The organism is Paenibacillus terrae, from assembly GCF_000943545.1.
In the GTDB taxonomy this organism is placed as follows: Bacteria; Bacillota; Bacilli; order Paenibacillales; family Paenibacillaceae; genus Paenibacillus; species Paenibacillus terrae_A.
In genome coordinates this window covers 41,119-55,204 of the sequence record NZ_JTHP01000044.1, presented here as the reverse complement: position 1 = coordinate 55,204, position 14,086 = coordinate 41,119, and the positions used below count along the sequence as shown (strand labels likewise).

The window sequence follows — 14,086 nt, the reverse complement described above, 5'->3', positions numbered from 1 at the left end:
TTCCTCATTTTTTTGAGGAGTCTGTCTCTTTTTTTCGGTATAATTGAAGTATCTTATCCAAGGTTGGTGATCCCTGTGCTCCCGAAACAGCAGAGCTTTTTGTTGAGTCCGTATACAGAACTTTACGATGTACTCATCCCCAAAGATCATATGTTGCGGAGAATGGACGAACTGGTGGACTTTAGCTTTGTGTATGAGGAACTGCATGACAACTATTGTCATGACAACGGACGTACAGCTGTAGATCCGGTTCGGATGTTTAAATATTTGCTACTCAAGTCCATCTTTGACTTGTCTGACATCGACCTGGTTGAGCGCTCAAAAACGGATTTGTCATTCAAGTTTTTTCTGCATATGGCTCCAGAAGAAGCTGTCATTGATCCCAGTCTACTCACCAAGTTTCGCAAATTACGGCTCAAAGGTATGAAGTTGTTAGATTTGCTCATCGGCAAAACGGTGGAAATCGCCATCGAAAAAGGCGTTATTCACAGTAAATCTATTATTGTGGACGCAACTCATACCCAAGCCCGCTACACTCAAAAAACACCGCAAGCCGTGCTACGGGAACGTTCCAAGCGTCTCAGAAAGGCCATCTACACGCTGGATGAATCCATGAAAAGTAAGTTTCCCGCCAAACCCGCCACGGATGTCCTAGAAGATGAAATCCAGTATAGCCAGCAACTGGTCGCTGTGATTGAACAGGATGGGCGATTTACCGGACTGCCGAAGGTTACAGAACCGTTGAATTTATTGAAAGAAACCGTCACCGACGATGTGGAGCATCTGCAAACGTCTGCGGATCCCGATGCCAAAATGGGTCACAAAAGTGTGGACTTCTCGTTTTTTGGTTACAAAACCCACATCGCTATGAGTGAAGAGTGAATCATAACAGCGGCAACAATTACCACCGGGGAAAAACACGACGGCAAGCAACTCCAAACCTTGATTGAAAAAAGTAAGGCGGTAGGAATGAAAGTGGAAACGGTGATTGGAGATGCAGCCTATTCAGAAAAAGATAACCTCGCCTACAGTGCACAAGAAAACATCCAACTGGTCGCAAAACTACATCCTTTGATTACTCAGGGAAACCGAAAGAAGGAAGACGAATTTGAGTTCAAGATGCAGGGATGTATGTGTGCAAGGCTGGTGATCTGGCAACTCGCCGGGCGCGGCAGGGGAAAAAAGGCCGAGGAGAAAACCAAACCGACACCTATTACTTTGACGTAGAAACATGCAAGCGATGCCTTCTTCGGGAAGGCTGCTACAAGGACGGGGCAAAAAGCAAGACGTATTCTGTAAGTATAAAAAGCGACGAACATCTGGCTCAAGCCGTATTTCAGGAGAGTGAGGTCTTTAAGACCAAGGCCAAAGAGCGATACAAAATTGAAGCCAAGAACAGTGAACTCAAGCACAGACACGGGTATGATGTGGCATCCTCCTCGGGTCTGATTGGCATGGAAATGCAAGGAGCGATGGCGATTTTCGCGGTGAATCTGAAGCGGATCTTGAAGTTGATGAGCTAAAAAGAGGAGCACTCGTAGACATGAGGAAGCAAAAAAAGACGACATCTCATTCAAAAACAAAGGAATGAATGTCGTCTTTTTAATGGATTCTCTTTCAGCTATCTGTAAGAACCATGTTTTTCAGTGGCCTCTCCGTAGAGGAGGGCCTTTTTTTTGCAAGTTATCATTCACTGATAATCTTATACATTCAACCTTCAAGCCTAAAAAAGATCCAATTTAATCAGTCTGTGTTAGCTATATATATTTTGCTTCCTCCCTCACAATTGAATCGAAAAAAACCCGTAACATCAAGGTTTTGAGCCTCCATCAATACATATCAGGAAGATATAAAAGAGACTCAAATAAAGCATTAAGACGTTTAAGGTGTATGAAAAAATCGTAACCGTCAACCTATATAATATTGTCTGCTTTTCCTATTTGTTGGTTTACATTTTAGTTAGTGCCATTAATTCTCAGTAGATCCCAGTAATTCTTATGGACCTGGCATTGTGAAATACAAAAGATTTTTCTTCTTAATCCTCCCAGTTTTACAATAGTTAATCTTATAAGAATGATGGGTCTTAGACGCCTATTCACTGAGAATACGCGTCATGAATTAGTTTAGCTCTTCCAGATAGATAATCGTCCTAAAAGCCTTACATATCAAGGGTTTTGACCTCCCTCTTAATTAAAAGGGGAGAACTCAAAAGGAATGTTTTGAATCAACACGACGTTTTAGTGTATGATAAAAAGCGTTAACGTCCAACAGTCGAAGAGGGGAAGTTTAATGTCATTAATTGATAATTCACAACAGAAAATAATCATGCTAAATCAGAAGAAAGAAGAGATACTCGCTTTAAAACATGAATTGCCTGATGCCCCGTATCATATATTCAGTATCAACGCGATGATTCGCGATGCAGAATTACGTTATGAGAAGCTCAAGACCAGCTATTCGCCATTAAAATGTACCCAATGTCTAGGACCAATTAAGGAGAGCGACCATTCTGTGACCTTTGGACATCACAACATATGTTACCGGTGTCTCAAAACAATCTCCCAAGTGATGAATACTAAAGAAATGGAAGAGCGCAGATCCATGAAAGTTGGAACAGTAAAGACCGATTGCAACAAAATACTTCATTCTCTAAAAGACACCTCACTCATACGCAAGTCAGGTAAATGTTGGCTTGTTCATGAAGTACTGCTAGAACTCTTTTATGATGCCGGCCGCAGTAAAAACCATTTTGAATTAACATGGATCGAAGAGATGGAGAAACATCTGCAATTACTTCAAACACAGCATAGAATAATTAGTGATATAAAGGATTCTCTAGTTGGCGCTACTTGGCAGATGTTTAGCTTAGATGCACAAATAAGAGACTATGAGAACCGATTAAGTATAATTAAAGGCGGTACACATCCGTTTCGATGCAGTCAATGCAATGGATGGATTAAAGAGCCGGGGCTCCCTATATTATTGGGACACTTTACGTTATGCAAGAGATGTAAACATACAATTGAACAAGTAATCACAACTAGTGAAGCTGAGACTCGTCACGCCCTTACACCCGGTCAAATCAGGAAAGACATCCACCGAGATCAATTAGGTAGATATATGGAGATGGGCCTCCTGAGGCAATCAGGATCGATCTGGTTACTACATGAATCCGTCATTCAACATCACTACTTCAAAGAGGAAAAAACACCTCCTGTTGTGACAGCTATACCTCAATCATTACTTGATCGATCTGCCGCTGTATTCCATCAGAGTCAAGAAGAAAGAAAATAGTAGCTTTTTTCATATCATAGATTCATGTCATAAACGATTCCTATACTTAACCCTTAACTAGGTACCGTGTTTAACTTGAAGAACAAATACCTTCATACATGAGGGATGAAATATAGGCATTTATGTTACGACGTTCGCGGATACAAACTCTCATCTAATCATGAGAACTATAATCGATACCGGGTTCCAGCTCCTAAGATCCAAGTTGAATAGCGTAGGAATATTTGCGATGACAACCTAAGTCATAAAAGCAGCTCCCCCTTTATACCTGCAGGAGGAGCTGCTTTTATTTCCATCCATCCGTTAAAAAGTGAGTATTAGCTCAATAAGGGGTATGTTATAATTTATTTATCACCATTTTACTTAATCCATTATTCTGAAGCTCTTTTATTTCATCACCGTTTGTAAATTTCCTTGACTTGTGAAGAATGAACTGCCGCTGTTGTCGATTAATTTCAATTTCAATACGATGGTTGTAAATGACTGTTTTGTACACTTCACCTTCACGATTCCATTTAGTTAGGTCAAGTAGTCCATTAATGGCGCAGATCATAAGACCTGTGAACCCCTTACATACATCCTCGTCATCAAACAAACTAAATATCCGCCTAGTCCGAATAATACAATCAAAGTTTGTCTTTTCTTTAATAGCTGTAGTGAACTCATTTTGATATTGGCCAATCGTTTTTTTCTCCGTAAGCATAAGCTGATCAGTAAAATAATTATGAAGTGCATACATGGTAGCTAAATGAGGAACTCTTGTAATTATTTTTATGATCTGATTAATTTGTTCTCCAATCTCTACTGAGAGCAAATATAGATCAAGTCTTCCCTTAAGAGCATACATTCGTCTTTCGATTTTCGTCACCCAAAGAACTTCATAAATTTCTTCCTCAACATTTCTTTCTACGTCAAAGTTTTTAAGAGCAGATGATAAGGTTCGGACTGTTTGTTTAGACTTATAATATTTATATACATAAGACGTTTCAGAATCGCCTTCATCAGAACATTCTGAAAGAATGATCTCCTGTAATGCAGCAATTAAGAAGGTCATGGTTAGCGAATGAGAATAGGCACTAACTCGCTGCTTATTAAAAATCGTTAGCAATGTTTCAACTCTCTCTAGTTTCCGCTTAATAAAGATCAGCTCTGATTTTGTAATCTCTTTTCTACCATATGCCAACTGTGTAATCCTCTCCAGATTAACCTCGGCATATCCCTTCAAATCATCAATTAAGCCATCCTCATAAGGAAGTGGTTTCGTACCATTACCAATTAGGAGTTTTTGAGTGTGAGAAGAGTGGCAAATATGTGATATAGCCTTTCGCATATCTTCTAATCTCGTCGTTTTGTCCAATTGATGAACTTTCAGATAGAACGCATCCATCAAGTTGGACTCATACTCTATAGAACTGTCATCCACTCTAACCATATCAAGCACCTCTCGAAGGTGTTTCAATATATTTTCGAGTTCACTTCTACTATCCGATGTAGAAATATCCCGATTGACCAGATGAATAACATTGAAGTGTCCATAGTTCCAGCTATTAATGATATTGCTCGTATTTTTTGCCACTTCAATAGCAAAAGAATCATCTACTTCTTTTCGTACTTCAAACTTTAATTCCGTCAGGATTCTGCCGTAAGGAGTTTCTCTACCCTCTAGCCGCTGATCTTGGTTGACCATGGAAGGCACGGAGAGAACCGCTAGGAGATTTACCTTCTCTGGATTCTTTGGAGACTTCTCGTACCAATAAAGCAGATTCAAAAGCTTCAGTTTCTCATAATCTTGTTCTGGTCCAAACCTATCCAGATTAAAGTTCAAAGCCTCTTTCAGTTTTGATTTGATACTGCTTTTTTCACCAACGATTTTCTGCCTTACAACTTCATCATCTGCTAATTCCTCATTAGCTATCTCCTTATACAACATAGAATGGGTTAGTATTTGAGGCTTATCGCTTACCCCCATGTCAAATATGCTTCGCTTATGCTTGTTTCTCTGTTCTTCAGACAACCATTTTTTCCAGATGTAGTAGTCCACAGTGGTAAGCCCCAAATCTGTCACGAGCATATATGTGTGTTTGAAAGGTGCATACGCTGGATCATGTATGAAGCTAGGACTGTCTGGATCAAGCCCCGCTTCCTTCAGAAGTTCTTTTATCATTTTGTTTAGATGTCGCTCCATAGATTCTAACCCCGCTTCCTTTCATTTTGAGTTATAATTGCTTTCCTAAGTACCTATTATAGAGTCCAAATATAGCTCAGCTTGTGAGAAAATAATCTATAATTTCAAGCAGATCCGCAATAGGCAATCTAGTCGCCATTACCTAAATAGAGAGAATAATGGGTTTCATCCATCATTCTTATACATTTAAGTGACTTTCCTATGTATTATGGTCGTATTTTCGATCATAACCCATGGATTTATATGATTTATCATTTCTCGACAAGCTATCAGGCCTATAAACTCAATATCTAAGAGAGGAATCCCTCTCTACGTTCACCATTACCGTATAGGAGAGGGGAAGATGCGCCTCTTCATGATCCTGCTTTAAGGTAGGCAAAATGCAGAGAGTCACTCTTTAAGATGACTTTCTCAATTTAATACACGTGTGCTTTACTCGGAAAATATAACATTGCAACCATCCCTATCTAGGAGTGATTAATGTGATCACCACAAAGGGCCAAAAAATAGATGTTACAAAAGGGAGGATTTTGAGGAAATCGCGATTGGACTCACTTGGAAAACTATATCTCCGGATATAGATATCAATGCATCTGCTTTCCTTTTAAATTCTTTGGGCATTTGTAACACGAGACGAGGATATGATCTTTTATAACCAGCAAATAAGCAGGGAACATGCTGTAAGCCATTCTGGTCCCGCAGATGGATCTCTTGAGGTCATTCGGATTTCAGTAAAAAAGATCCCTTTCGATATTGAGAAGATCGCCTTCACACTTACCATTCATGAAGGTGAAACTACAGGACAATCCTTCTCCAATGTCAGTGATGCCTTATGTCGTATATATAATCCTGTGAGCGGAGATGAAGTTGCAAGTTTTAACTTTAGTGAAGAGCTCAATAAAGAGACGGCCATTGTCATAGGGGAACTTTACCTACATAAAGGAGAATGGAAATTTAACGCAGTGGGTAGTGGGTTCAACGGTGGTCTTACTGCACTAGTAAAAAATTTTGGTCTTGAAGTATCTGAAACGACACAAAACGAAATACCTGCTGAAGTCGATAGAGCCCCACTCACAATTCCTGAGGTGGTAACACCAATGAAACTTGAGCTTAAGAAAAAAGAGAGTATCAACATACATAAATCAGAGAAAGTTACAGCCACTCTAGAGTGGGAGACCATGAAGGATTTAGATCTGTATTGTTTTTATGTGACGAAAGACAATGAAGTAGGAAAAATTTATTACCGCAATCTCGGTTCCCCCCATAGTGCTCCGTATATTCAACTTGATGGTGATGCTTTGGCTCATGGCAAAGAAACAATCATTATTCATCAACCAGCAGCCTTACGTTTTGTTATATTTACCGCCTATAGTGCAGTCAGTAATGGTTTCGGCAGCTTTAAATCCATGAAAGTTCGTGCTGTTGTTGATAATCATCAAGGGCAGGTTATCGCAACTCCTCTTCATAAGAGAAACAGCTTTTCGTATTGGGTAGCTATTGCCCATATCGATTTTACTGGACCCAATGAGATGATAGTCAGCCACGTAGAGAAATATTCTCGCAGTATGGTAGAGCACAGTCCACTTCTCTATGATGATGGATCGTTCAAAATGGATGTCGGTTCGAAAGAATTTAAGTAAAACCTTAAGAGCTTGCACCTGTCAGATGTTCGAACGATAATCATTAAAGGAAATTTGATTAGCTTGCCGGATAAATGGCAGGCTTTTTAGTTTAATGTTTTAAGAATGAGCTGGTTTCTCCAAAGAAAGCATCCACCCTCTAAGCGCATTCCCCGATAATTTCTATTTCTTGATAAGATACTTTCTATTATGATAGGATAATTATATTATAATCCGACATCCAGACTCTGGCATGCGCCTGATGAGTCATATTTACTAAAGAAGCGCTATGACAAGCGATTGATCTACCTTAAGGCTAGAAATTTGCCTACAGTACGGTCACTCGTTCCAGAGGCGCTTCTTTTTTTGTTGGTGCTTGTAACTCCACTCAAAGAACAAAAAAGTGTTATAATAGGAGGTAAGTATTACATTATGAATCTTGAAAAAATCATTAAACCTAAGGATGTTTCACAATCTGTAGACGTTATTATTGATGAATTGACTCCTTGTTTAATTCATCGTGAATCTGGGGAAGAATATAAGACGACCTTTGAGCCGTTGCTGAAATCAGATTTGAAAATGCTAACCAAAAAAATGGGTTGGGTGAATTTTGACTGGAAACAGGAGTTTTCTGTTTCAGACCGACAAGTTTATAAACTTTTAATTAAGGGATCAACTGATATCCAAGGCTTAATTAGTTTCCAAATCGCAGAAGGATATATCGACGTTTTCCTTGTCGAAAGTGCACCTTGGAATGTGGGTTCCTCCGATAAAGTCTTTATTGGAGTAGGAGCACATTTATTTGCGATTGCTTGTAAATTTTCTTTTGACTATGGTTTTGATGGGGTGGTTTCCTTCACTTCCAAAACGAAACTAATCGAACATTATCAAGATAAGCTTGGAGCAATCATTATTGGTGGTCACCTTATGGCGATTGAAACTCCCAAAGCCAAAGAGTTAGTTGATATTTATTTCAATGAGGAGGAGTTTTCATGAACAAGAGTAAAAATGATATTGTCCATGTCTTTGAAGAATTATCTGAGGCCGGAAACGGTGTTCTTGCCATCCCTCCACAAAATGCTGAGGAGCGAGAAGAACGAGATCGTCTCATGCAGGAGTACCTGCGTAAAAAGAAAACAACTGTAGGGTTCAACGCTGGAACGATAAAGTAAATTAAATTGAATTAATTTAACAACTTCAGCAAAATTAAAGATAGTGAAAACGATAAAAGTTGCTATGGACGAATAGAGGAACAAAATGAAGGAGTTCATGTAATGGATGCGCGAATAGCCTATCGAATGATGGTTGAACTGAACGGGGTTAAGTATTTGTATGAATCAACCCTGAATGGTTGCTTCCTGTCAGTCTGTGAAAAAGTCGGACTTAATCCAGAAGGCCAAAATCGGATTGAAGTAATTGAAAAGGTTAAGTCTGCTTTACAAGTAACATTACAGGGGTAATATTCTAAATAAAGGTTTGGAAATTTTATTGCCAAACCTTTTTATCCTAATGATAAAGCCATCCCCCGAGAAAATAAAATGTTTTATTTTCATAAATCCTACGATCTACTCATTCATTAATTTTACTCCACTGCAAACGCTTAATGGAAATCATGTATAACGCATTTATTTCAAATGATTAATCAGTTGACACTGAATTCGCCTCATGGCAATTAATCGTTAGAAAAGAATGCGTTTTTTTGTGTTCTTAAATTTTAGGCTATTCGAATTAATGTGTTTAGTTTATCAAAACTAAGTTCCAATGGTGAATTATAAAAAAAGAGGATGGTATCAATGAAGAGGATTTTATTTTTCGTAAAAGATTGGTATGTATTCGGGAAAGACCAAGGGTTCATATTTGCAATTAAATATAAATTAGGAATTGCCAAAGAAGGTAAAGACTTTTATTGATGTTCAGTATGAAAGGAAATTTTCAACATGAAAATCCTAATACTCTTTTTAAGAAACTTTGTGGGGATAGAGGGGATACATAAACCTCTATCCAAATTAATGAAAACATAATTTAATAGGTTAATTGCATCTTGATAACCAAGTAAAGGAAGGATCATATGAACGTAGCTCTAGTCATTGAATCATCTAACCGAACTGGCACTGCCCCTGCTTATCAATTTTACGCAGGAAATAAGAATCGCTGGGTAAAAGCAGCTCTTGAGTACATGAAGGTGATCGAATTCCCTACAGAACATATTTATTTTTTAAGTTTTCATGAACTAAGAATTATTCCTCACGATACAGTCATACAAAATTATCCTATAAACGCTGCTCCTGAAAAAAAAGTTCAAAAACAATTTGCAGAGCGGATCATGGGATTTTTGAAAATTCAATACCCAACAGCAGAAGTCCATATCCATGCAGGGAAATCAATAACCGATTCTCTCACCCCTCTCCTAAAAAATGAAGGTATCCCTTATTCGATTTTTGCAGAAGGAAAACAACTTCTAAAAAAATCTGAATACTATAATGATTTAATTCTACAGGAATGTGCAATGAAGCGAATGCGTGAACTACAAAAGGAGAAAGCAAAGCTCATCGCAATTCCAGAATACTTTACTCCCCAAGAAGCTGAGCATATTGTTACAGAGTATGCAGCTGTCGCTCATAAATATGGAGTAGAGAAGCTTTTTTCAGAGATCCGATCGCTCCTGCGTCAATATAAGCAACAATTCAGGCATGCACAGGCAGTTAAGGAAAATTTCGAACAATCTATTAGTGAAGAAGAACGAAAGGATTTGCAAAGATATTGGGATAATTTGCGTAGTCTATCGGATCTATTTAATTCTCAGATGTCCGAGTTCCATTCTAAAAATGGTCGAGTAATGGCAAGTTTAACTACTTTGCTAATAAAGCAGGGTTACGTCAAAAATACATCAAACCGAATCAGCGAGACAATGTTTCGATTACAAATTGCCTTGATAAAGTCGTAATTATTAAGAGGCTTGCATATTTAAGGGAAAGGTATCTCTCATATAAGAAGTATAGAAGAAATAAAGCGCAACGAAAGGGTGATGCAAAATGCATCAATCCATAATAATAGGGTTTCTCCGATAAAGGTGCGAAGATCACAGGTGGTTAAATACCGACTTAGTACGTCCAATGTGGCGCGTGATCTGCTGACAACCCGTTCGGGAAGAGTAGCATCTAAAGAGATCCTTCTTTAGATAGGACAACAACAGAGTTCCGCCTTGTCCAAGTCAGTTGTTTGATTTGGAAGGTGGAATCCTATGAATACTTTTAACATTGTGAAGCAAATGGATTGTTTAGTAGGTATGAATGCCATGCAAGCAGAGTCAGTCGATCTGATAATAACCTCTCCTCCTTACAATTTGAATAAGTCATATGAGAAAAAGACGGCACTAGAGGCTTATCTATTCTGGCAGCGTGAAATCATACAGGCTTGCGAAAGAGTATTGAAACCCGGGGGAAGTATCGCTTATCAAGTAGGTAGCTATGTAGATGATGGGAAAGTATATCCTCTCGATTGCCTTCTATTCGCTACTTTTATTGAATTTGGATTCACCCCTAGAAACCGAATTGTATGGCACTTTGAAAGTGGCCTGCACTGCAAAAATCGACTGTCTGGCCGTCACGAGACTGTGCTTTGGTTTACCAAAGGTGATAACTACACATTCAACCTTGATTCAATACGTGTGCCCCAAAAATACCCTGGTAAAAAACATTACAAAGGGGACAAAAAGGGGGAACTTTCTGGTAATCCACTCGGTAAGAATCCAGGAGACGTATGGATCATTCCAAATGTAAAACATAATCATCCGGAAAAAACAAACCACGAATGTCAGTTTCCTCTCGACTTGATCCGCCCCATAATAAAGGCTCTAAGTCATCCAAATAACTTAGTACTGGACCCCTTTATGGGATCTGGAACAGTTGCAGTCGCAGCGACCCAGCTAAATCGAAAATATATAGGGTTTGAATTGCTTGAATCCTATATCAAGATCATTTATGAACGCCTCTCTCATGTTAGCAATTGAAAAAGTTCCTTTGTACTCATGATGAAATAGACCACATTATTCCTTCCATAAGACAGTGACCGTTGTCGTATCATGCAAGTGGTACGACAACGGTTTTTCCACTCTTGCCTTGTGCCCACCACGATGATAGGATAATAATACATCTTTAGATTAAAACGACGACTCCGGCATGCGCCATACGAGTCATTGATTCTTGTAAGAAGCACTCTTCTGAGTGAATGATCAGCCTTAGGCTCGAAATCCGCCTATATGTGATCTTTCATTGAGAAGGGTGCTTCTTTTTTTGCACCTTTCACAACCCAAAACCTGCAAAGGAGTGAAGTAATCAGCTCAGGTGTTATTTAATTTAATCAAAAGGAGATAGAATCGAATGAACGTGGAAGTAAAGCGAAAGCTTGTATGGGAGAAAAATATGTCCCAGAGTAATCTTACTTTTAAGGAGCTTATGGAAGGGTTAAATTTATCAGAACTCAACGAAATCGGTCTTTATAAAACCTTAGGAAATGATAGCTCGTACTTGTACATTCCTTACAATAATAATCCCGTCGATAAATGGCTTGGATACATGCTAGTTCACTTAGTCGATGGGATTGCATTTATACCTGTGAGTGAACAGATATCGCCCACAGGTTGTAATGAGTTTGAGCCATCTCTAATTCATCTTCTAACCTCTGAAATTGAGTCCATTCTACTTGACACGCTAAGTTATCTCAAGCACACGTTAAAACAAAACGAGTGAATCACAAAAAAGATTTTTTCAATTATAGGTAATTAATTAAATAACAACACTTACTAAACCAAACAACAATAATAGTTAAAAGGGAGGTCACCCTAAGGGATAGACTTCGCTTTTTTTATGGAGGCCCCAAAAAATGATTGATAACAGTCAATTAAATTTGAACACAACTTCTTGGATAGTTGAAACTCCTATAGGTAAAATCGAGGCACAGCCCGCATCTGATCACAATTATCCTGGTATCTATGTATCCGTTAATGGAACACAACTAGTATTAATAGAATATGATTCCATACATGAACAGCATGCTGTACGTGTATGGAATCACAACGATCCTGACATCGACCCAGAATATACCCAAACAATACCGAAGTTAGTTTGGATAAAAACCGATGATTTTCAGTTTGTAAGGAAAGATTCTGATACCTGCTTCACTGTCATCGATATTAGCGTACTTGATGAAGATGATTATTTCTTACGCTACGTACATGTAGATATTGAAGCACTATCAATAGATGAAATCCTTTCAACCATTCAAACCTATGGCTGGGACTTTACAAATGGTAAACTTGTTGTAATAGGTACAACTACTCCGGCATGTAATGCGGATATCCAAAATCAGCTAATTGCAGAATGTATCGCAGAGCAAACACTTCCAATAGATGCAGATGATACTGCTCGATTTAATTCCCTTAGGGAATTGAATACGTATCTTATTTCACATGGTATTCAGCAACCTATTGAGTAGTATCTTTCGTGAATAAATTTATTTTCCATATATATAATCAGAGACCAGTTCCATTTGAGCCGGTCTCTTTCTTTTCTTACCATATAAGGGGAGATCTCTAGCCCATTAAAAGAATGATCGTGATTGCAGCTACCCTTTATATAATTAAAATTTAATTACGAGGAGAAAACAGATGAAAATAATCAAGGAACTATACGAGACTGAGCTCTGCTTAGATTGTGGGGATCTTGTAATCAAGTTCGCCAAGACACATGGGCAAAATATAATGGAATCGCAAGAAAAATGTCGAAGAAAAACAAATGACGGGAATGATAGCCTTTCCTGCATGTGCTGTGACGATGAAATCGAAGTTTATGACTCTTATTATAAGCTAACTGTGAATGACGATGTTTTAGAATTGATCGCAGACCAAATGGAAAGGAACTTTAGTGGATGTTTATGGTGTCACGAAGTAAGTGATAAATATCTCCCACAAGAAATGTATCATTTAATGTTCCCTCACCTTCAGTGTCAGTGTGGACATGGTCGAGAAGACGATCGTGATAATATGAACCATGGCCGGTTCAATTTATATGATGATATATATACGAAGCGAGAAGTTGCGTGGGGTCATGATTATGAGGAATTCTGTACATTTAGCAAAAAATATGGAGAAACGATTGAAGTTGAGGCGATTAAGGATTTTAAGGCATATCTCAGCCAATACCCAATGCTTGCCTTAAAACATGATGTTGGACAAGCCATATATCGAACCTTGGATAAGCATTTTCAGGCGAAAGACTACTCGGTTATCACCCGTGGAATCGGTAGTTTATATCGCGGCCGCACTCGTAAGCGAGATACAAGTAAACCTCTATCCAAGGCCGATATGTGGGCTCCACCTGTAGGTTTGCCACAACATGGTCGGTATAACTGCATAGGCGTACCAGTACTTTATGCTTGCAACAAGCAGGATGCCATCCCATATGAAATACATCCTACACATGAAGACATCTTGGACATTGGTGTATTCCAGATTCTCAAAGATGAGCTCAAGCTGTTTAAAATCGGTTCATTTGATCCAACCTTCCAAGGATTCTTCAACGAAGAGAACGAAGAGACGAAAGCTCTCAAAGAAGCGTATTTTCTTCCAAATTTTATTGGAACGTGTTGCAGTTTAATTGGGTTTCATGGCGTACAATATGAGGGGGTTCACAGCAACATATATGGGAACGAAAGTGAAGTTGACGATAATACTTACACCAATTTCGCTTTATTTAATATTACCCCTGAAAAAGATATTGAAATAAACAACATACTGAGCTTCACTCCTCAAATTACAACCTCCCTAAAAGAGATTCCTAAAACGATTACGAGAAGTCCAAAATTGTACTTTTAATATGAGACTTATAGCCCTCGCGTTGCTTTTGAAAGAAAGCAGGGGGCTATCTAGGACATTATTTTTTTTATCCTTACCTGTCACTATTTCAAGTATTTACTGAGAATGTAGCGTTTT

At 38.5% G+C, this 14,086-nt stretch carries 11 protein-coding genes and 1 pseudogene; 11 read left to right on the top strand and 1 reads right to left on the bottom strand.

The annotated features are described in order from the left end of the window. Positions 1-75 precede the first annotated feature (75 nt). A pseudogene (locus tag QD47_RS19580) lies at positions 76-1,523 on the top strand (IS1182 family transposase). 766 nt (positions 1,524-2,289) lie between these two features. Further along, a complete protein-coding gene (locus QD47_RS19575; protein ID WP_044647713.1) occupies positions 2,290-3,294 on the top strand; it encodes a hypothetical protein in 1,005 nt (334 codons plus the stop codon). A 337-nt stretch (positions 3,295-3,631) separates the two neighbouring features. Here QD47_RS19575 and QD47_RS19570 read toward each other — a convergent pair whose 3' ends face one another. Further along, positions 3,632-5,479, bottom strand: coding sequence for a hypothetical protein (locus tag QD47_RS19570; RefSeq protein WP_044647712.1), 1,848 nt, complete (start codon positions 5,477-5,479; stop codon positions 3,632-3,634). A gap of 608 nt (positions 5,480-6,087) precedes the next feature. Between QD47_RS19570 and QD47_RS19565 the strand changes: the two genes are divergently transcribed. The 9 genes from QD47_RS19565 (at position 6,088) to QD47_RS19525 (ending at position 13,969) form a co-directional block, all read left to right on the top strand. Then, positions 6,088-7,119, top strand: coding sequence for a TerD family protein (locus tag QD47_RS19565; RefSeq protein WP_459542285.1), 1,032 nt, complete (start codon positions 6,088-6,090; stop codon positions 7,117-7,119). 411 nt (positions 7,120-7,530) lie between these two features. Then, a complete protein-coding gene (locus QD47_RS19560; protein WP_044647711.1) occupies positions 7,531-8,094 on the top strand; it encodes a hypothetical protein in 564 nt (187 codons plus the stop codon). Further along, a complete protein-coding gene (locus QD47_RS19555; protein WP_044647710.1) occupies positions 8,091-8,270 on the top strand; it encodes a hypothetical protein in 180 nt (59 codons plus the stop codon). Before QD47_RS19560 ends, QD47_RS19555 begins: the two co-directional genes overlap by 4 nt. 102 nt (positions 8,271-8,372) lie before the next feature. Beyond that, positions 8,373-8,558: a hypothetical protein gene (locus tag QD47_RS19550; protein WP_044647709.1), complete on the top strand. Its 186-nt coding sequence runs from the start codon at positions 8,373-8,375 to the stop codon at positions 8,556-8,558. 608 nt (positions 8,559-9,166) lie between these two features. Then, complete coding sequence (locus QD47_RS19545) at positions 9,167-10,042, top strand: hypothetical protein (RefSeq protein WP_044647708.1); 876 nt, start codon at positions 9,167-9,169, stop codon at positions 10,040-10,042. A gap of 297 nt (positions 10,043-10,339) precedes the next feature. Next, a complete protein-coding gene (locus QD47_RS19540; RefSeq protein WP_044647707.1) occupies positions 10,340-11,107 on the top strand; it encodes a DNA-methyltransferase in 768 nt (255 codons plus the stop codon). Between the two features lie 370 nt (positions 11,108-11,477). After that, on the top strand, positions 11,478-11,846 hold the full coding sequence (locus QD47_RS19535) for a hypothetical protein (RefSeq protein ID WP_044647706.1): 369 nt from the start codon (positions 11,478-11,480) through the stop codon (positions 11,844-11,846). A gap of 133 nt (positions 11,847-11,979) precedes the next feature. Then, complete coding sequence (locus QD47_RS19530; RefSeq protein WP_044647705.1) at positions 11,980-12,591, top strand: hypothetical protein; 612 nt, start codon at positions 11,980-11,982, stop codon at positions 12,589-12,591. Positions 12,592-12,763: 172 nt separating this feature from the next. Further along, the gene (locus QD47_RS19525) at positions 12,764-13,969 is read left to right on the top strand and encodes a hypothetical protein (RefSeq protein ID WP_044647704.1); all 1,206 of its coding nucleotides are present in this window, start codon (positions 12,764-12,766) and stop codon (positions 13,967-13,969) included. Positions 13,970-14,086 lie beyond the last annotated feature (117 nt).